Source organism: Pseudomonas sp. VS40 (assembly GCF_018587885.1).
GTDB classification, from domain to species: Bacteria; Pseudomonadota; Gammaproteobacteria; order Pseudomonadales; family Pseudomonadaceae; genus Aquipseudomonas; species Aquipseudomonas pergaminensis.
On sequence record NZ_JAGYWD010000006.1, the window covers coordinates 73,627 to 91,967 of the forward strand.

The following is an 18,341-nucleotide window of genomic DNA, read 5'->3' on the forward strand; positions in this document are numbered from 1 at the left end:
TTGTTACTGCTGTTACTGCCAGCCAAATTTACGGATGTAGTAGCCCTTCACCGCCTGGGTCAGGGCCATATACGCCAGCAGAATCACTGGCAGGAACACAAAGTACAGCGATGGCAGCGCCTGCAATTTAAAGTAGTGCGCCAGTGGGCCCATCGGCAGGAATATGCCCACGGCCATGATCACGCCCGTCATCACCATCAATGGCATCGCCGCACGGCTCTGCAGGAACGGGATTTTCGGGGTGCGGATCATGTGCACGATCAACGTCTGGGTCAGCAGCCCCACCACGAACCAGCCGGACTGGAACAGGGTCTGGTGGTCGGGGGTGTTGGCATCGAAGACATACCACATGAGTGCGAACGTGGTGATGTCAAAGATCGAACTGATCGGCCCGAAAAACAGCATGAAACGGCCGACATCGCCCGGCTGCCAACGTTGGGGTTTGCTGAGCATCTGCGCATCGACGTTATCGAACGGAATCGCAATCTGCGAAATGTCGTACAGCAGGTTCTGCACCAGCAAGTGCATCGGCAGCATCGGCAGGAACGGGATAAACGCACTGGCCACCAGCACCGAGAACACGTTGCCGAAGTTGGAACTGGCGGTCATCTTGATGTACTTGAGCATGTTGGCGAAGGTGCGCCGGCCTTCCAGCACGCCCTCCTCCAGGATCATCAGGCTCTTCTCCAGCAGGATGATGTCGGCAGCTTCCTTGGCGATGTCCACCGCACTGTCCACCGAAATGCCGATGTCGGCGGTACGCAGCGCCGGCGCGTCGTTGATGCCATCGCCCATGAACCCCACCACATGCCCGTTGGCCTTGAGCAGGCGCACGATGCGCTCCTTGTGGGACGGTGTCAGCTTGGCGAACACATTAGTGGTTTCCACGGCCTTGGCCAGCTCGGCGTCGGTCATGTCCTCGATGTCGTTGCCCATCAGCAGGCCCTGTTGCTCCAGCCCCACTTCGCGGCAGATCTTGGCGGTGACCAGTTCGTTGTCGCCGGTCAGCACTTTCACGGCGACGCCGTGGGCTTTAAGCGCCTTGAGCGCAGGCGCGGTGCTTTCCTTCGGTGGGTCAAGGAACGCCACGTAGCCGATCAGCGTGAGGTTTTTCTCATCCGCCAGGCTGTACGTATCTTGCCCCGGCGCCATCGGCTGCGCCGCCACAGCCACCACACGCAGACCTTCTTCATTGAACGCGGCAGTCACCTGGCGAATACGTGCCAGGAGGTCTTCGGTCAGCGCTTCGTTGACGTCGCCATGGCGCACGTTGGTGCACACCGACAGGATCTCTTCCACCGCGCCCTTGCAGATCAGCAGATGCGGCTGGCCTTGCTCGGCGACCACGACCGACATGCGGCGGCGATTGAAGTCGAACGGGATCTCATCGACTTTCTGGAACGCGGTGCCGACCTTCAGCTCACGATGCACCTCCACATGTTCCAGCACCGCCACGTCCAGCAGGTTTTTCAGGCCCGTCTGGTAGTAGCTGTTGAGATAGGCCATTTCCAGCACATCGTCGGACTCTTCGCCCCACACGTCCACATGGCGTGCGAGGAAAATCCTGTCCTGGGTCAAGGTGCCGGTCTTGTCGGTGCACAGCACGTCCATGGCGCCGAAGTTCTGGATCGCGTCCAGGCGTTTGACGATGACCTTTTTGCGCGACAGAAACACCGCCCCCTTGGCCAGGGTGGAGGTGACGATCATCGGCAGCATTTCCGGGGTGAGGCCCACGGCAATCGACAATGCGAACAGCAGCGCCTCGGTCCAATCGCCCTTGGTGAACCCATTGATGAACAGCACCAGCGGCGCCATCACAAACATGAAGCGAATCAGCAACCAGCTGACCTTGTTGACGCCGTGCTGGAACGAGGTGGTGGCGCGGTCGGTAGCGGTCACACGCTGGGCCAGCGCGCCGAAATAGGTACTGTTGCCGGTGGTCAGGATCACCGCCGTCGCCGCACCGGACACCACGTTGGTGCCCATGAACAGGATATTCTCCAGGTCCAATGGGTTGCGGGTCTTGGCGTCCTGCTGCTGGGCGAACTTCTCCACCGGCATCGATTCGCCGGTCATCGCCGCCTGGCTGACGAACAGGTCCTTGGCGCTGAGCACGCGGCAGTCGGCAGGGATCATGTCACCGGCCGACAGGATGATCAGGTCGCCCGGCACCAATTGCTTGATCGGCAGCTCGATGCGCTTGGCTTCGTCCCGGCGCAACACGGTGGCGGTGTTGCTCACCATGGCCTTGAGGGCGTCGGCAGCCTTGTTGGACTTGGCCTCCTGCCAGAAACGCAGCAGCGTCGACAGCACCACCATGGAGAAAATCACCGTGGCGGCCTTCATGTCTTCGGTCAGCCAGGAGATCACCGCCAGCAAGGTCAGCAGCAGGTTGAACGGGTTTTTGTAGCAATGCCACAGGTGCACCCACCATGGCAGCGGCTGCTCATGCTCGACTTCGTTGAGGCCGTATTGCACGCGCAGCGCATCGGCTTCCTGGGTGTTCAAGCCTTCGGCGTGGCTGCCCAGGGTACCGAGCAATTGCACGGCACTGCTGTTGGCCGAGACCACCAGGGTGTGCGCCAGGGTCGGCGGTACTTCGCGGCTGACACTGGCGTCGGTCACGGTTTCGAGCATCGCCAGGCGGCGGAAGTGCCGGGCGATGTGCCGGGTCCGCAGGAAGCCGGCGAAGAACTCTTTCAACAGAGTGAAGTTCATGGTGTTACTCCTGCGCGAGGAAACCGTCGTGCAGGTACCGCCGTCTGCACCGCGCCCGTTTCATGGGCACAGTCAGCTTGGCCCGCCTGCCGAAAAAAGGCAGGCGCGTCCGTAGCATCCCGAGGCGAGTCAGGTGCTGGTCAGCGTCGATGAGAGGGATTCGGGCAGGTGCCAGGATTGGCCGCTGCCGGGATGCCGCTTCTCGCTTTTAGTGGCGAGACAACGGCATCGGAAAAATGCGCGTTACCTTGCCAAGCCTGTGCCGGTTACCGAAACCGGCCGACTACTGTCACTCGAACAAGTACCCACTGAGGGTCTCCGCTATTGATGAAAACGCGCGAAGCTTACGCCCCGATGAAAGGAGAGTAAACCGTAGGAAAGTTTCCGTATGGGGAATAAGAAGATTCTTCAGGATGGGTTCAGGAAGGTACATCCACTTGATCTCGCGGCACCAATGTCAGGTAATCACCCACCTGCCCACCTGTCAGGGCCTTGACCTGAATCGATACGCTGTTCACCTGACGCCCCATCGTGATCCCTTCGCGGGTGCGTACCTGCACATAGCCAAGTTTTGGCCAGAAACGTTCGGCCTTGGCATTGCCGATGACTACCGTCAAACGCAGCCATTGAGCGCCATTGCCCGCCGCCCAAGCCTCAAGATCGGCGTGCAGCCGCTGCGCCAACCCAGTGCCATGCAAGCGTGCATCCACCAGCAACAGCCCGATATGCCAAACACCAACAGCCAGCAAGTCCGCCGCAATGTTCACCACCGCCACCAGCTGGTTTTCCACATCGCGGTAACCCAGCCAATACATCCGACTGCACGCCCACCCTGCGGGCAACTGTCCCTGCAACTCCTCATGCGCTTCGGTCGCAGTGGCGGGTGCGCCGTTGACCGCGATGAAGTAATCCGGCGCCCGCTCAAAAAACCGCTGCAACTCGACCTCATCGCGATCACCCAGCTCAACGACCTGAATGCCCACGACGGAACACGCCGGCCCCCCCTGTGAATCAACCTCCATGTCCATCGTCCTCAATCGTCCCGCGTCAGCACTTCCAGCAACTCAATCTCAAAACGCAGGTTGCTGTTGGGCTTGATATGCGCGCCCATCGACCGCTCGCCATAGGCCAGATGCGCCGGCACAAACAGCGTGCGCACACCGCCCACCTGCATGCCCATCAAGCCCAGGTCCCAGCCCTTGATCACACGCCCGGTGCCAATCACACACTGGAACGGCTTGCCGCGCTCCCAAGAGGAATCGAACACCGTGCCATCTTCCAGGGTGCCGGTGTATTGGGTGGTGATCAACGCGCCCTTGACCACGGCTTTGCCGGTGCCGGGGCGGATGTCGGTGATTTGGAGTTCTTCGGGGCTCATAGGGCGCTCGTTGACGGTACAAAGGGTGGGGTTTTCCCAGAATTGGGTAGGTTTGGCAAGTGTAGGAAGAGTCGCTGCGATGACATTTCCCTTTATCTCGCAGGACGTTTCCGAGAGAATCCCAACCGCTTGCGCCGCTCAAATCACGTGGCTAGTCTTCGTCGGTCACTGCCAATTCAGTGACTCGGGGTTTGGTAGACCACGAGTGATTAGGCGCTAAGCGCCCCCTTCTGCAAGGCGCTTTTTTTCGGCCCTGCGTCATGGTGGCCGTGCGCAGGGCACCTTCGGGTGCACCGGGTCCTAATCACCGGTCTACCAATCTGCGTACGGTCACCACCCTAAAAGTCGTTTGGTAGCGATCGTGGTGACATTCCAACTTAGATTAGGAGTTGAACCCATGGACAAACCTGTCCCCGCGCCGCCCGCTTCAGAACTGCAATTCTTCACCACCACCCCAGACCTCAGCGTAGAAGACGCCCTGGCCCACGCCAGCAGCGTGTTGCGTTGTGCTGCCGTTGCGGCGCAAACCGCCGGGGATCAACTGGAAGGGACTTCACGCACATTGGTGCTGTCGGTCATGCACCTGGTGGACATGGCCAGTGTGATGGTGGATCGGTCGCTGGAGTGTATGCAGCCGAGCTAAGTCCGTTCGCATCAAGCAAAACCTTGTGGTGAGCGGGCTTGTCCCGCGCTGGGCTGCGAAGCGGCCCTAAAACAGACTCGTTCTAATCAGGCAGAACGCTTTTTTTGGGGCCGCTTCGCGCCCCAACGCGGGACAAGCCCGCTCACCACAACAAGCCCTGCCCACCACAATAGTTAACTTGCTCCTCACAACCACCGCCAAAACCGACTCCAAAACCCCCGCCCCAAATCATCTTTGCACCGCGCATATTGCGCCGCATACATCTGCGAGCGCGCCTGTACGTTGCTGGCCACCGGCGGCAGCCAGGCCTTGGCGGCGTAGGTGCGTTGGCGGTAGCCGCCCCAGCCTTCGTGGTAGTTCAGGTATTGGCCGTAGGCGTCGTATTTGTAGACGCCATTGATGGTGTAGGTCTTGTCCATGTACCAGCCGACAAAGTCGATGGCGTCGTCGAAGTCCTGGCGGCTGGCGCCGGTGCGGCCGGTGCTCTTGCGGTAGTCGTTCCACACTTCGTCCTTGGCCTGGGCGTAGCCGGCGGCGGTGGAGACGCGGCCCCAGGGGATGATCCACAGCAGGTATTTGCGGGGGGCCAGGGCGTCCTGGCGGAAGCCGGACTCCTGGTACATGATGGCGAACGGTACCTGGATCGGCACGCCCCAGCGCTTTTGCGTGACTTTGGCGGCGTCGTACCAGTCGTCCTTTTCGCGGAAGATGCCGCACAGGTCATTGGGCGTGCGTGGCGGCGAGGTGCCGCACGCCGCCAACAGGGAGGTGAGTAGTAACAGTCCGACGGCTTTGGCTGCGCTCAAGGGGCACCTTTGCGAGATACGCGTAAAAAAACCGGCATTTTACGCGTTCATTGAGGTGAGTGCCGATGTGTCATCCAGTCGTTTTGATAACGGCGGTGACCTCCAATTCCAGCATTCCGCCACTGGGCAACCCCGCCACGCCGACCGCCGACCGCGCATGCCGGCCCTGCTCGCCAAACACGTCAATCAACACCTGGGAAGCGCCGTCGACCACGTTGGAAAAGCGCTGGAAACCCTCGCCGCCAAACACAAAACCTCGCACAAACAGAATGCGCTCGACGTTCTCCAACCCTACCGCCTGATCCAGCACGCTCAAGGCGCGCAACGCGCAGGTTTGACCGGCCTGTGTCACCCGCGCTGGCGAGGTCTGGTCCGTCACCGGTCCGCTGATCACGCCATCGCCCAGCCGGCACACTTGTCCTCACATAGGCCATACCCGCATGAATCGTCACTGGCACATAGTCACCCTTGGGTCCTGGCGCCTCGGGCAGTTGCAACCCCAAGGCCACGACACGCGCGTGGTGACAGATTTGTGGCGCACGGGATCGGGCCGGATCATGCGCGGGACATCGGTGATCGGGGGTGCGCCTGGAGGAACCGACTCGAATGTGGGAGCTGGCTTGCCGGCGATGGTCGTCAACGATGACGCGGAAAGCCAGAACGTATGCGGCGCCTTTACGTTTTTCACCGGTAAGCCGGCGCCTATAGGGTGAGTCGTGCGGCCAGTGCCTTGGCTTGCAGCGCTACATCGGTCACTGCGGTGCTTTCCCACCACATCCCGCGCAACGGCGGGCCCATGGCGAACAGGCGCCGGCTGATATTGCCCTCGGCGTCCAGCACCGCGCCCGACGCGTCCGCCGCAATCCCCAACGCCAGAGGCCCCGGCTGGATCAGCCCACGCTTGAGCAATTGCTGCGGCAGCGCACGGGCCACGCGGCGCCAGTCGTATTCGATACCGCTGGAGTTGATCAGCGCTGCGCCCGAGACCTGGGTGATGGCTTGCTCGCCGCGATGACGCAAGCGAATGGTCACGCCTTCAGCCGAAGGTTCCAAGCCCTTGAAAGAGGCTGCCCGGATCCGTAACCGCCCCTCATCATGCAAGCGTGCCACTAACTGCGCGCTCAACGGCGGCGAACGGTGGTGATGGCTTTCCCACCACGGCCGCACATGCCGTACGAACTGGCGTTTCTCGCGCTCGCTGGCCTGGCTCCACAGGCGGCCGATGTGTGCGCGCACGGTGTCCAGCGGCGCTTGCCAATCGATGCCCTGCGTTTGCGCAATAGCGCATTGCCGACGCACTTCGCGCAGCAATTGCCGAGGGCTGCGCAGACGGTGATCCTCGCCGAGAAAATCCGCCCAGCTCGGCGGTTGCCGGCGCACATGGGGCAGCAAGCCGTGACGCGAGAAAACCTCGATGGGTCCGCGATGCCCGGCCTGTTCCAGGGAGACTACAGCGTCGACCATCGTCAGCCCCGATCCGATGATCAGCACCGGCGCTTGTGGGTCAATCTCGGTCATCGCCTTGACATCCCACGGGTCCACCGCCGCCGCATTCAGCCCGCTGGATTCGGTTTGTGGCGTGCGTGCCGCCGGGAACATGCCGGTGGCCAGTACCGCAAACCCGCCGCGCAGTGGCTGGCCGTTATCGAGGGTCAGCAGCGTCGAGGCTTCCTCCACTTGCAGGTCGACCACTTCGCCGCGCACGTGCTCGACGCTGGATGCAGACTGCGCCTTGGCCTCAGCCAAGCGTTGCTGGGCGTACAAACCAAAAATCCCGCGCGGCGGGAACAGTTCGCTGATCGGCACGCGTTGCTGGCCGGACTCCGGCCAGCCGCCGGCGCCGATGTAGTCGGTGAGCCATTGGGTCAGGTCGTCGGCATTGTCCGGGTCGACACTCATGCGCGCCGCATTGCCGTTGAGGGTGTGGCCCAGTTCGACAGCACTGTAGGCCTCGCCGCGCCCCAGTTCCGCGCGCGGCTCGATCACCAGGATCCGGCGTTGGCCGGGCAGGCGCAGCAGTTGCACGGCCAGCATCGTGCCGCTCAGGCCGCCGCCGATGATCAGTACATCAGCGTTGCGGATGGATTCAGTCATGCAGAGTTGCCCTTACTGTTTGCCCAGATAAATGTCATGCAAGTCGCCCCGCGCCAACAGTTCAGCGGCGCTGCCACTCAAGGCCACGCGCCCAGTATCCAATACGTAGCCGTGGGACGCATAGTTCAGCGCAACGTTGATGTTCTGCTCGGCGATCAGGAAGCTCACCTGCTGCTCGCGGTTGAGCTGCGCGATGATCGCGAAAATCTCCTGCACGATCATAGGCGCCAAACCCATGGATGGCTCGTCGAGCAGTACCAAAGTAGGACGGGTCATCAACGCCCGTCCAATGGCGACCATCTGCTGCTCGCCGCCCGAGGTGAGACCAGCGCGGGTGTGGCGCTTGGTCTTGAGCCGTGGGAACCAGGCGTAGATGCGTTCCAGGTCGTGCTCCATCTCCTTGCGGCTCAGGCGCCGGACAAAACCGCCGCTGCGCAGGTTGTCTTCCACGCTCAGTTGGCCGAACACATGGCGACCTTCCAGCACGTGGACCATGCCCTGGCGCACGCGCTGGCTGGGGTCGACGCCGGCCAGGTCGGCACCGGCGTATTCGATCGTGCCCCGGCTGACCTCGGCCCGCTCGGCACGCACCAACCCGGAGATGGCCTTGAGCGTGGTGCTCTTGCCGGCGCCATTGGCTCCGAGCAAGGCCACGATCGCGCCCTTGGGTACGCTCAGCGACACCCCGGCCACCGCGAGGATCGCGCCGTCGTAGATCACTTCGATGTCGTTGACGCTCAACAGCGCCTGGCTGGCGGATTCAGCGGCGGGCTGGCTCATGGTTTATTCATCCCCGGTGCAGGTACGCGGCGTCAGGCCTTTTTCCTTGGCGAACGCTGCCGACTTTTCATCGATCAGCGGGCGCAACAGGGCGCGGTCGGCGGCGATCCAGTCGCTGATCAGCGTCCAGTTGGCGCCGTCCCACTGTTGCACCCGCGCCGAGCCGCCACCTTCGTGGTCGCGGCACGACAGCTTGAGGTTCTGCATCAGGCCCAGGTAGCCCATGTCCTTCAAGCGCGCATCATCGATGTTCAGGCGTTCCAGGCCCCAGCGGCCTTCTTCGCCATTGAGCGGGCGCTTGCCGAACTTGGCCTGGCCGGTGCGAATCGCTTCTACCGCCACGGCGGCGTTCACCAGGCCGGAGTTGTAGTAGACGCTGCCGAAGTTCTTCAGGTCCTTGAGGTCACTGTGGCCCTTGTCGAGGATGTACTGCTTGAGGCGTTTGTGGATCTCGAAATCAGCCCCGGCCGGGTATGGCGTGAGGGCCAGGTAGCCCTTGGCGGCCGCTCCGGCGGGCAACACGTCTTCGCTGGAGCTGGCCCAGATATCACCGACGATGTGGTCCACCGGGAAGCCGAAACGCGCAGCGGTCTTCACCGCGACCGGTGTGGACACGCCCCAGGTGCGCAGAAACACCCAGTCCGGGTTGGCCTGGCGCACTTGGCGCCATTGCGCGGACTGTTCGTTGCCGGGGTCAGCCACTGGAATCTGGATGTTTTCAAAGCCGTACTTTTCCGCCAGCAATTTCAGCGGGCCGAGGGTTTCGCGACCATAGGCCGAGTCGTGGTAGACCGTGGCGATCTTCTTGCCCTTGAGTTTGTCGAAGCCGCCTTCGCGCTGGGCGATGTAATTCACCAGTGTCGACGCCTCGCTATAGAAGGTCAGCATCACCGGAAAGTTGTAGGGGAACACGGTGCCGTCGGTGGCTTCAGTGCGGCCGTAGCCGAGGGTGATCAGCGGGATCTTGTCGACTTCCGCGCGCTCGCTCAGCGCATACGCCGCTGGCGCGCCGTTGGGCTGGTACACCGCAACCGGCGCGCCATCCAGGCCATTCTTGAAGCGCTCATAGCACTCGATGCCCTTCTCCGCCGTCCACTCGGTTTCGCACTCCTGCCACACCAGCTTCACACCATTGATGCCGCCTTCGACCTCGTTGATATAACGCAGGTAGTCGATCATCCCGGCCCACACCTGCACACCGCTGGAGGCGTAGGCGCCCACGCGGTAGGTGGCCAGGGGAATGAATTGCTGGTCCGGCGAGGCCATCGCCTGGGGGACCGCACTGGCCAGGGTTGCCAGCGTAAACGCAGCGCCGATCATGGAACGTTTCAAGGATGCACGCATGGGAATTCTCTTGAGGGAATGTTAGAAACGCAGCGGCCACTGCCGCACACGGTCACGCAGGTTGTGCAACAGGCGAATCAAACCCTCGGGTTCCTTGATCAGGAACACGATGATCAATACGCCAAAGATGATTTTCTGCAGGTTCTGCAACTGCCCCGCATCCACCGAACCGCCGAACAGTGCCTGGCCGGCATGACTGAGGAAGATCGGCAGCAGGCTGATGAAGGCCGCGCCGACAAAGTTGCCGGCGATGCTGCCCATGCCGCCGATAATGATGATGAACAGGATTTGGAAGGAGCGATTGATATCGAAGCTGCTGGCGCTGGCCGTGCCCAGGTAGGCAAAGGCCCATAGCGCGCCGGCGATGCCTAGGTAAAACGAGCTGACCGCAAACGCCAGGCGCTTGTAACGCACCACCGGAATGCCGACCACGGCGGCGGCGGTGTCCATGTCGCGGATCGCCATCCAGTTGCGGCCGACCTGGCTGCGCACCAGGTTGATCGCGGTCCAGGTCAACAGCACCACGGTAACCAGGGTCAGCAGGTAACGGCCCAACGGCGTGTTGAGGTCATGACCGAACAGCGCCAGCTTCGGCGCGGAGATGGTCCCTGACGAACCGTAGTTGTAGAACCAGGGGAACTTGACGAACAGCCACTCCAGGAAAAACTGCGCGGCCAGGGTGGTGACCATCAGGTAGAAGCCCTTGATCCTCGAGCTCGGCAGGCCAAACAGCAGGCCAACCAAAGCGCTGATAATGCCACCACCGAGCAGCGCCACCGGCAACCCCAGCTCCGGCAGGCGCAGCAAAAAACCGTAGGTGGCAAATGCGCCGACGGCCATGAAGCCGGCCGCCCCCACCGAGGTCTGGCCGGTGTAGCCGGTGAGCAGGTTCAGGCCCAGCCCGGCCAGCGACAGCACCAGGAACGGGATCAGGATCGCGTTCAGCCAGTAGTCATTGCCCCACAGCGGCACCACGATAAAGGCCAGCGCCATCAGGCCGCTGAGGGCCCAGGGGATGCGCCGCTGAATCAGCAGCAACGGCGCGGTGTCTTGAGCAACGGGGATCGACATGGTTTCAGACTCGCTCGATGGCGCGCTCGCCGAACAGGCCGGCGGGACGGATATACAGGAAGGCCAGGGCCAATACGTAAGCGAACCACGGCGTGATGCCGCCGCCAATCAACGGGCCGATGTACACCTCGGCGAGGTTCTCCGCCGCGCCGACGATCAGCCCGCCGATTATCGCCCCGCCAATCGAGGTAAAGCCGCCGATGATCAACACCGGCAAGGCCTTGAGCACCACCAGCGACAAGGAGAACTGCACGCCCTGGCGCGCGCCCCACAGCAGGCCCGCCACCAGTCCGACAATGCCCGCCACCGCCCAGACGATCTGCCAGATGCGGTTGAGGTTGATGCCGATGGACAGCGCCGCCGTGGTGTCATCCGCCACTGCACGCAGCGACACGCCGATGCGAGTCTTGTTGAACAGCAGCGCCAGCACTGTCACCAGCACCACGGCAGCAGCGGCGGCGATCAGGTCGAACTGGCTGAGCATCAGCGGGCCAACGAACAACGGTACGTCGTCGATGCCCAGGTCGAGGGCGCGCACCTGGGAGCCCATCAAGCCCTGGGCCAGGCCTTCGATAATGAACGACAGGCCCAACGTGGCCATGAACAAGGTGATCTGCGAACGGTTCACCAGCGGCCGCAGCACCAGGCGCTCGATGAGCAAGGCGCCGACGATCATCACGATCACGGTCAGTAGCAGCGCCAGGGCAAACGGCACGCCTTGGTCATGCAGGCTGACAAAGGTCAGCGCCGCAAACAGCAGCATCGAGCCCTGGGCGAAATTGAACACACCACTGGCCTTGTAGATCAGCACGAAGCCGATGGCGACCAGCGAATACATGGTGCCGGCGAGCAGGCCGCCGAGAAGGGTTTCGAAGAAGAACGTCATGGGTTTACAACTCCCAGGTAGGCCGCGATCACCTCGGGATTGGCCTGCACGTCGACAGGCGTGCCATCGCCGACCTTGCGCCCGTAATCGAGCACCACCACATGGTCGGACAGGCCCATCACCACGCCCATGTCGTGTTCGATCAACACCACCGTGGTGCCGAGGTCACGGTTTACGTCAGCGACGAAGCGCGCCATTTCCTGTTTTTCTTCGGCGTTCATGCCGGCCATGGGCTCGTCCAGCAGCAATAGGCTCGGCCCGGCGATCAACGCCCGCCCCAGTTCCACGCGTTTTTGCAGGCCGTAGGACAGGTTGCCGACCAACACGTCCCGGTGGGCTTGCAACTCCAGGAATTCAAGAATGCCCTGGGCCCGCAACCGGAATGCCTCGGCTTCTCGACGTGCGCGGGGCAAGCCCAGGGCCTGCTCGATAAAGCTGCTGCGCATGTGGCGCGACAGGCCGGTGAGGAGGTTGTCGAGCACGCTCATCTTCTTGAACAGCGCGTTGTTCTGGAAAGTGCGGCCAATGCCCCGGCGCGCGGCACCCAAGGGGTCGATGCGGTGGAAGTGCTGGTCTTCGAAGACAATCTCGCCAGCATCGAAGCGATACACGCCATTGAGCACGTTGAGCAGCGAGCTTTTACCGGCACCATTGGGGCCGATCAGCGCGCAGATTTCGCCGCGCGCCACCTCAAAGGACAAGGCATTGATCGCCTTGACGCCCTTGAACGACAGCGAAATATCCCGCACTTGGAGAATGGCCTGGCTCATGCGATGTCCCGCTTGAATTCCGCCAGCCACGCCGGCGAAGGGGTGGATTTGACGGGTTGCCAGATATACGCCAGGCGCTGGAAACCCAGGAGTTTGCGCACGCGGTTTTTCAGCAGGCGACGCAGGCCGCTTTGCGGATGGGCGATGGCCCACTCGCAGAGGCGACGGCGCCAGGTGCCGTAGGGCGCCAGGCGGCTTTCGATCTCGTCGGCCAAGTGCTGCAGACGTGCGGGCGACAGCAGCAGGCCGGTGGGGGCGACTTCACTGCGGTCACGTCGCGCCGACGCCAGGCTTTCCGGGAAGGCCAGGCCATGGCCGCTGTTCAGCCACTGCTCCAGGACCACCGCCAGGCCGCCCTGCCAATGGGTGCCCTCTTCGCTCCACAGCACGGTCTCCCCCGTGGGATGCCACCAACGTGCGAGGTGTTGCGCGGGCGCCAACGGACCGAGCAATTGGGCGAAGTCCATCAGATTGGCCGACTGCCAATGCCGCACGCTCTGGCGGCTCTGCACATAGGAATGGGTGGGGCGAATGCGCCACAGGTGCTGCTGGAGCGCCTCGGGTTCCAGGTCGTCGGCCAGGGTCAGGACCTGCCCGCCGATGGATTGCGCCGCCAGCGCCAGCAACAACAGGTTCGGCTCGAACGCGCCGCTCAGGGCCAGCCGCGAGTGCTCGCTGAAACCTTGCTGGCGCAAGCCATCGGCCAGGCGCTCGACGTCACGCAATGCGTCAATCCAGCGCCACGCGTACCACTGCCCCTGGCGCTTGTGGCGCAAGGCGGTATGCAGCGGCGTGATCTGCGCCCAGTGCTGCAGTTGTTCCAGCGCCTTGGGCAGGTTGCCGAGGCATTCGGCGGGCCATTCCAGGACCAGCGGACGTTTGAGTTCGTGCACGCTCATAGGGGTGATGCTCCTATTCAAGTGATGTGCGTGCGGTGGTCCGCTGGCCGTTTTTTTTGAATCGACACCGATCTACTGTGGGAGCGGGCTTGCTCGCGAAAGCGGCAAATCAGTCGACATACATGTTGAATGTCAGTCCGCATTCGCGAGCAAGCCCGCTCCCACATTGGAAGGGTGCAAGGCCGCCAAATCGCGGTAACCGGCCCCCGGATGATTCGCCGCCAACCTCGCACCATCGCCAAACAACTTCTCGCGCAACGTGCCCTGGGCATACTCGGTCTTGTACACGCCACGCTTCTGCAACTCCGGCACCAGCAGGTCCACGGCGTCGATGAAGGTTTCGTGGGTCAGTGCATAGGCCAGGTTGAAGCCGTCGACATCGGTTTCTTCGACCCACTCCTGCAACAGGTCTGCCACGGTTTCCGGGCCGCCGACAAACAGCGGGCCAAAGCCGCCGATGCCGACCCAATCGGCCAGTTCGTTTGGCGTCCAGACCTTGTTCGGGTCCGCCGTGGAGAAGGCTTCCACCGCCGATTGAATCGCGTTGGTGTGCACGTGCTTGAGCGGTTCATCGGGCTTGAACTGGCTGAAGTCGATGCCGGTCCAGCCAGAGATCAGCGCCATTGCGCCCTCGTAGCTGACGTAGGATTTGTATTCGTCAAACTTGGCCTTGGCCTTGGCGTCGGTCTCACCGACGATCACCGTCTGCAAGTTGAAGATCAGGATCTTCTTCGGATCCCGCCCGGCGTCGGCGGCACGCTGGCGGATGTCAGCGACGGTCTTTTTCAGCAGCACCTTGGAGGGTGCGGCGACGAATACGCACTCGGCCTGTTCGGCGGCGAACTGCTTGCCACGGCTGGACGCCCCGGCCTGGTAGAGCACCGGCGTGCGCTGCGGTGACGGCTCGCAGAGGTGAATGCCGGGCACCTGGAAGTGTTTACCGACATGGCGGATTTCGTGGATCTTGCTCGGGTCGCTGAAAATCCGACGCTCGCGGTCGCGCAGCACGGCGCCCTCCTCCCAACTGCCTTCCCAGAGTTTGTAGCAGACCTGCAGGTATTCCTCGGCGTAGTCGTAGCGCGCGTCGTGTTCGGTCTGGGCTTTCTGCCCGAGATTCTTGGCGCCGCTTTCCAGGTAGGAGGTAACGATGTTCCAGCCGATGCGACCCTTGGTCAGGTGGTCGAGGGTGGAGAGACGGCGGGCGAACGGGTACGGATGCTCAAAGGACAACGAAGCGGTGAGGCCAAAACCCAGATGCTCGGTGACCAGCGCCATCGGCGCGATCAGAGACAGCGGGTCATTGACCGGCACCTGCGCGGCTTGGCGAATCGCCGCATCACCGTTACCGTTGTAGACGTCATAGATGCCCAGCACGTCGGCGATAAACAGGCCGTCGAACTTGCCGCGCTCCAGGATTTTCGCCAGGTCGGTCCAGTATTCCAGGTCCTTGTACTGCCACGAACGGTCACGCGGGTGCGCCCACAGGCCCGGGGATTGGTGGCCGACACAATTCATGTCGAAGGCATTCAAGCGGATTTCACGGGACATCAAAGCACTCCGTTGAGGTGGTAGTTGCCGACAACCTGGTATTTCCAGCGCAGGGGGGCGTCGAGGGTCGACGGCAGTGCGGTGCGTTGGCCGGTCAGTTCGAATTCGGCGTTGCTCGCGGCGATCAGGGCTTCGGCGGCGGCAATTTGCGCTTCGGTGGCGGCCACCGGGCTGGGATGGGTTTCGGCGCGTTCCAACAGGGCAGCGGCGACATCGACGCGAATCTGTAAGTCGCCAAAGCGGCTGATGACGTAGGGGTCATCGCTTTTCTCGACATGCCGGCGGGTGCTGTCCAATAGTTGGCGCGCAAGGCTCAGTGCAGTCATGGTTAAGCTCCTTAGTTCCAGGCGTGGCGCGCGGGCTTCACACCGTTGAGCACGAAGTTGCCAATCAGGTGGTATTTCCAGCGGGCCGGGTCGTGCAGGGTGTGGGTGCGTGCGTTGCGCCAGAAGCGGTCGAGGTTGTGCTTGCCGGTGACCGAGCGGGTGCCAGCCAGTTCGAAGAGTTTGCTGCTGGCGAGCAAGGCGGTTTCGGCCGACAGCACTTTGGCCTGGGCGACCACCAACGAGGCATGGGCCACGCTGTCTTCACTCGGTTCGGCGAGGGCGCGGTCCACCGCCAGACCAGCCTTGGCGAGAATGGCTTCGGTGCCGTGCACCCGCCATTCCAGGTCGCCGATGGCGGCGATGGTGAACGGGTCTTGCCAGCCGTGATCCTGCTGGCTGTCGATCCAGGGCCGCGCTTGGCGTGCGTAGTGCTTCGCCTCCTCCAGCGCGCCGAGGGCGATGCCGGTGTCGACGGCGGCCTGGATGATCTGCGAGATCGGGCCATTGGCCGTGGGCTGGTCGAAGGCCAAGTGGGCTGGAATCACCGCGCTCACGGGCACGGTCACACCGTCGAGGGTCACGCCGCCACTGGCAGTGGTGCGCTGGCCGAAACCGTCCCAGCTGTCGATCACGTTCAGGCCGGGCGCGTCGCGTTCGACAAAGGCAATAAAGGCCTGGCCGTTTTCATTGTTGCCGACGGTGGGCACCAAATGGGCGAACAGCGCGCCGGTGCAGTAGAACTTCTCGCCGTTGATTTGCGCGGTGTCGCCATGGAAGCGAATCTGCGTGTCGAAGGTGCCGGCGTTCTTGCTCTTGGCTTCGGAGAAGGCGTTGCCGAAGCGATAGCCCTGGAGGACTTTGCCGAAGTAGTGCTGTTTTTGTTCCTCGGTCGCCGTTTGCAACAGGATGTCGACGACACCGAGGTGGTTCTGCGGAATCTGCCCCAGGGACGGGTCGGCGGCGGAGATCAGCTTGATCACCTCGGCCACGGTCACATAGGACACGCCAGCTCCACCGTACGCTTTGGGAATGGTGATGCCCCACAGACCGCTGGCGGAGAACTCGTCAAGCTCGGCCACCGGCAGGCGCCGCTCACGGTCGCGCGCGCTGGCCTCGACGGCAAAGCGTTTGGCCAGGCGCGTGGCGACCTCGATGGCTTCCGCGTCCGAGCGGATGATATGGGCAGGGTGTTGAGGGTGGGCTGACATGGGCCGACTCCAGGCTCCGAGGGGATTACCTGGGTGATTGCAGGAGTCGTGCCTGAATCTAATCGCCAATAAAATCAGCGAGTTGCTGGCATTCCAGCGCAGCCGAGCGCGTTTTCAAACCAGCAAAGTGTCCATCCACTGTTGCCGGAAGAACAGTTAGATCACCACATTGCGCACAAAGCGCACCGCCACGTCGCCGTCATTGCGATAACCATGCACGTTCCGGCTGGCGAACATATAAAACTCACCAGCGGCGACGCGCTTTTCTTCATCGCCCACCAGCAGCGTGAGGCAGCCTTGGAATACGAATAACTGCACGCTCCAGCCATCCGGGTCGGGGTCAGGGCTGTAGCGATCGCCCGGCTCCAGTTGCATTTCCCACAACTCGACCTCGCGCCGCGCCGTGGCCTTGGCCAGCAACACCGCCTTGCTGCCGGGAATGTCACCGGCCCAGGCCAGTTCGTTGATACGGCTGTGGTCAGGCGCATCCGGGGCCTGGATCAGGTCGCTGAACGCCACGTCCAACGCTTCGGCCACGCGGTCGAGGGTGGACAGGCTGACGTTCTTTTCGCCCGCCTCGATGGCCACCAGCATGCGCCGGCTGACCCCGGATTTTTCCGAGAGCGCGGTCTGGCTCAAGTCGGCCGCGTGGCGCAGGCGACGAACGTTCTGGCTGACGTGCTGCAGGACCGAAGCCCGTTGCGGATTTTCTTTGTGCACTATATTGCTCAATAGGTGGGTGTGCGCAGTATACTGCCCAGCGTGCGGCGCATTGTGCGGTCCGTGCCTTTCCCTTGCAAGACCGAGCCGCCATGACCACCCCGAACTCCCCTTCGCGTTTCAACCGTTTCAGTAAAGCCGAATGCATCCTGGTGGTGATCACCATGATCTGGGGCGGCACCTTTTTGCTGGTGCAGCATGCGATGACCGTCAGTGGCCCGATGTTTTTCGTCGGCCTGCGGTTTGCGGCGGCGGCCATCGTGGTGGGGTTCTTTTCCTTGCGCACCCTGCGCGACCTGACCCTGTTCGAGTTGAAGGCCGGGGTGTTTATCGGCGTGGCGATCATGTTTGGCTACGGGTTGCAGACCATTGGCCTGCAGACGATCCTGAGCAGCCAGTCGGCGTTTATCACCGCGCTCTATGTGCCCTTCGTGCCATTGCTGCAATGGCTGGTGCTGGGCCGGCGCCCGGGGTTGATGCCAAGCATCGGCATCATGCTGGCGTTCACCGGGTTGATGCTGCTGACCGGGCCGGCGGGCGCTTCGTTGAATTTCAGCCCCGGTGAAATCGCCACCTTGATCGGCGCGGTCGCGATCGCGGCAGAAATCATCCTGATCAGCGCCTTTGCCGGGCAGGTGGATGTGCGCCGGGTGACCGTGGTGCAACTGGCCACGGCGTCGTTGTTGTCGTTCCTGATGGTGGTGCCGATGGGCGAGGCACTGCCGGGGTTTTCATGGTTATTGCTGTTCAGTGCCGTGGGCCTGGGCTTGACCAGTGCGGTGATCCAAGTGGCGATGAACTGGGCGCAGCAAAGTGTTTCGCCCACCCGCGCCACGTTGATCTATGCCGGCGAGCCAGTGTGGGCCGGCGTGGTGGGGCGGATTGCGGGGGAGCGTTTTCCGCCGATTGCGATGCTGGGGGCGGCGTTGATTGTGGCGGCGGTGATTGTCAGTGAGATGAAGACCAAGGGGCAGAAGGCCCTCGAATTGCGCGATGAGCGGGAACAGGAACAGCAGGGATAGGGTCCGAATGCTTGCGGTGGCTGTCAGATTGCCATCGCGGGCAAGCCCGACTCCCACAGGGAGCGGTGTCGCCCGTAGGAATGCGGTCACTTTAAACAAGGCTAAATGAGCAGTTTCGACCTATCTTG

The 18,341-nt window shown here is 62.5% G+C and carries 18 protein-coding genes; 2 read left to right on the forward strand and 16 right to left on the reverse strand.

Features of this window, described 5'->3' with window-relative positions:
- Window positions 1–12: 12 nt before the first annotated feature.
- The 3 genes from mgtA to KHP07_RS18675 form a co-directional block, all read right to left on the reverse strand.
- On the reverse strand, window positions 13–2,718 hold the full coding sequence (gene mgtA, locus KHP07_RS18665) for a magnesium-translocating P-type ATPase (RefSeq protein WP_078049200.1): 2,706 nt from the start codon (window positions 2,716–2,718) through the stop codon (window positions 13–15).
- Between the two features lie 419 nt (window positions 2,719–3,137).
- Window positions 3,138–3,740 (reverse strand): GNAT family N-acetyltransferase, encoded by a 603-nt coding sequence (locus tag KHP07_RS18670; RefSeq protein WP_214497737.1) that lies wholly within the window; start codon window positions 3,738–3,740, stop codon window positions 3,138–3,140.
- Window positions 3,741–3,751: 11 nt separating this feature from the next.
- The gene (locus KHP07_RS18675; RefSeq protein WP_061436125.1) at window positions 3,752–4,096 is read right to left on the reverse strand and encodes an FKBP-type peptidyl-prolyl cis-trans isomerase; all 345 of its coding nucleotides are present in this window, start codon (window positions 4,094–4,096) and stop codon (window positions 3,752–3,754) included.
- A gap of 397 nt (window positions 4,097–4,493) precedes the next feature.
- Between KHP07_RS18675 and KHP07_RS18680 the strand changes: the two genes are divergently transcribed.
- The gene (locus tag KHP07_RS18680; RefSeq protein ID WP_214497738.1) at window positions 4,494–4,739 is read left to right on the forward strand and encodes a DUF6124 family protein; all 246 of its coding nucleotides are present in this window, start codon (window positions 4,494–4,496) and stop codon (window positions 4,737–4,739) included.
- Between the two features lie 185 nt (window positions 4,740–4,924).
- Here KHP07_RS18680 and KHP07_RS18685 read toward each other — a convergent pair whose 3' ends face one another.
- The 13 genes from KHP07_RS18685 to KHP07_RS18745 all read right to left on the reverse strand — a co-directional run bounded on the left by KHP07_RS18685 (window position 4,925) and on the right by KHP07_RS18745 (window position 17,191).
- Window positions 4,925–5,545, reverse strand: a complete 621-nt coding sequence (locus tag KHP07_RS18685; RefSeq protein ID WP_214497739.1) for a transglycosylase SLT domain-containing protein — start codon at window positions 5,543–5,545, stop codon at window positions 4,925–4,927.
- A gap of 70 nt (window positions 5,546–5,615) precedes the next feature.
- Window positions 5,616–5,939 (reverse strand): RidA family protein, encoded by a 324-nt coding sequence (locus KHP07_RS29580; protein WP_352152408.1) that lies wholly within the window; start codon window positions 5,937–5,939, stop codon window positions 5,616–5,618.
- A gap of 308 nt (window positions 5,940–6,247) precedes the next feature.
- On the reverse strand, window positions 6,248–7,639 hold the full coding sequence (locus tag KHP07_RS18695; RefSeq protein ID WP_214497740.1) for an FAD/NAD(P)-binding protein: 1,392 nt from the start codon (window positions 7,637–7,639) through the stop codon (window positions 6,248–6,250).
- A 12-nt stretch (window positions 7,640–7,651) separates the two neighbouring features.
- Window positions 7,652–8,419 (reverse strand): ABC transporter ATP-binding protein, encoded by a 768-nt coding sequence (locus tag KHP07_RS18700; protein WP_078049207.1) that lies wholly within the window; start codon window positions 8,417–8,419, stop codon window positions 7,652–7,654.
- Window positions 8,420–8,422: 3 nt separating this feature from the next.
- Window positions 8,423–9,763 (reverse strand): ABC transporter substrate-binding protein, encoded by a 1,341-nt coding sequence (locus tag KHP07_RS18705; RefSeq protein ID WP_214497741.1) that lies wholly within the window; start codon window positions 9,761–9,763, stop codon window positions 8,423–8,425.
- Between the two features lie 21 nt (window positions 9,764–9,784).
- A complete protein-coding gene (locus tag KHP07_RS18710) occupies window positions 9,785–10,834 on the reverse strand; it encodes a branched-chain amino acid ABC transporter permease (RefSeq protein ID WP_214497742.1) in 1,050 nt (349 codons plus the stop codon).
- A gap of 4 nt (window positions 10,835–10,838) precedes the next feature.
- On the reverse strand, window positions 10,839–11,720 hold the full coding sequence (locus KHP07_RS18715) for a branched-chain amino acid ABC transporter permease (protein WP_078049210.1): 882 nt from the start codon (window positions 11,718–11,720) through the stop codon (window positions 10,839–10,841).
- The gene (locus KHP07_RS18720; RefSeq protein ID WP_214497743.1) at window positions 11,717–12,490 is read right to left on the reverse strand and encodes an ABC transporter ATP-binding protein; all 774 of its coding nucleotides are present in this window, start codon (window positions 12,488–12,490) and stop codon (window positions 11,717–11,719) included. The genes KHP07_RS18715 and KHP07_RS18720 overlap by 4 nt, the downstream gene beginning before the upstream one ends.
- Entirely contained in the window at window positions 12,487–13,389 is a 903-nt protein-coding gene (locus tag KHP07_RS18725; RefSeq protein WP_078049212.1) for an AMP-binding protein, read from the reverse strand. The genes KHP07_RS18720 and KHP07_RS18725 overlap by 4 nt, the downstream gene beginning before the upstream one ends.
- 132 nt (window positions 13,390–13,521) lie before the next feature.
- On the reverse strand, window positions 13,522–14,937 hold the full coding sequence (locus KHP07_RS18730; protein ID WP_214497744.1) for an LLM class flavin-dependent oxidoreductase: 1,416 nt from the start codon (window positions 14,935–14,937) through the stop codon (window positions 13,522–13,524).
- A complete protein-coding gene (locus KHP07_RS18735) occupies window positions 14,937–15,263 on the reverse strand; it encodes an acyl-CoA dehydrogenase (protein ID WP_214497745.1) in 327 nt (108 codons plus the stop codon). Before KHP07_RS18735 ends, KHP07_RS18730 begins: the two co-directional genes overlap by 1 nt.
- Before the next feature lie 11 nt (window positions 15,264–15,274).
- Window positions 15,275–16,471, reverse strand: coding sequence for an SfnB family sulfur acquisition oxidoreductase (locus KHP07_RS18740; protein WP_214497746.1), 1,197 nt, complete (start codon window positions 16,469–16,471; stop codon window positions 15,275–15,277).
- Between the two features lie 156 nt (window positions 16,472–16,627).
- Window positions 16,628–17,191, reverse strand: a complete 564-nt coding sequence (locus tag KHP07_RS18745; RefSeq protein WP_214497747.1) for a helix-turn-helix domain-containing protein — start codon at window positions 17,189–17,191, stop codon at window positions 16,628–16,630.
- A gap of 92 nt (window positions 17,192–17,283) precedes the next feature.
- Here KHP07_RS18745 and KHP07_RS18750 point away from each other — a divergent pair, with 92 nt between their 5' ends.
- The gene (locus KHP07_RS18750; protein WP_099492835.1) at window positions 17,284–18,213 is read left to right on the forward strand and encodes a DMT family transporter; all 930 of its coding nucleotides are present in this window, start codon (window positions 17,284–17,286) and stop codon (window positions 18,211–18,213) included.
- Window positions 18,214–18,341: the final 128 nt, after the last annotated feature.

What these genes read in the sequence shown, in the direction of transcription:
- mgtA (WP_078049200.1), bottom strand. Translation starts at nt 2,718, where the DNA reads ATGAACTTCACTCTGTTGAAAGAGTTCTTCGCCGGCTTCCTGCGGACC.
- KHP07_RS18670 (WP_214497737.1), bottom strand. Translation starts at nt 3,740, where the DNA reads ATGGAGGTTGATTCACAGGGGGGGCCGGCGTGTTCCGTCGTGGGCATT.
- KHP07_RS18675 (WP_061436125.1), bottom strand. Translation starts at nt 4,096, where the DNA reads ATGAGCCCCGAAGAACTCCAAATCACCGACATCCGCCCCGGCACCGGC.
- KHP07_RS18680 (WP_214497738.1), top strand. Translation starts at nt 4,494, where the DNA reads ATGGACAAACCTGTCCCCGCGCCGCCCGCTTCAGAACTGCAATTCTTC.
- KHP07_RS18695 (WP_214497740.1), bottom strand. Translation starts at nt 7,639, where the DNA reads ATGACTGAATCCATCCGCAACGCTGATGTACTGATCATCGGCGGCGGC.
- KHP07_RS18700 (WP_078049207.1), bottom strand. Translation starts at nt 8,419, where the DNA reads ATGAGCCAGCCCGCCGCTGAATCCGCCAGCCAGGCGCTGTTGAGCGTC.
- KHP07_RS18705 (WP_214497741.1), bottom strand. Translation starts at nt 9,763, where the DNA reads ATGCGTGCATCCTTGAAACGTTCCATGATCGGCGCTGCGTTTACGCTG.
- KHP07_RS18710 (WP_214497742.1), bottom strand. Translation starts at nt 10,834, where the DNA reads ATGTCGATCCCCGTTGCTCAAGACACCGCGCCGTTGCTGCTGATTCAG.
- KHP07_RS18715 (WP_078049210.1), bottom strand. Translation starts at nt 11,720, where the DNA reads ATGACGTTCTTCTTCGAAACCCTTCTCGGCGGCCTGCTCGCCGGCACC.
- KHP07_RS18720 (WP_214497743.1), bottom strand. Translation starts at nt 12,490, where the DNA reads ATGAGCCAGGCCATTCTCCAAGTGCGGGATATTTCGCTGTCGTTCAAG.
- KHP07_RS18725 (WP_078049212.1), bottom strand. Translation starts at nt 13,389, where the DNA reads ATGAGCGTGCACGAACTCAAACGTCCGCTGGTCCTGGAATGGCCCGCC.
- KHP07_RS18730 (WP_214497744.1), bottom strand. Translation starts at nt 14,937, where the DNA reads ATGTCCCGTGAAATCCGCTTGAATGCCTTCGACATGAATTGTGTCGGC.
- KHP07_RS18735 (WP_214497745.1), bottom strand. Translation starts at nt 15,263, where the DNA reads ATGACTGCACTGAGCCTTGCGCGCCAACTATTGGACAGCACCCGCCGG.
- KHP07_RS18740 (WP_214497746.1), bottom strand. Translation starts at nt 16,471, where the DNA reads ATGTCAGCCCACCCTCAACACCCTGCCCATATCATCCGCTCGGACGCG.
- KHP07_RS18750 (WP_099492835.1), top strand. Translation starts at nt 17,284, where the DNA reads ATGACCACCCCGAACTCCCCTTCGCGTTTCAACCGTTTCAGTAAAGCC.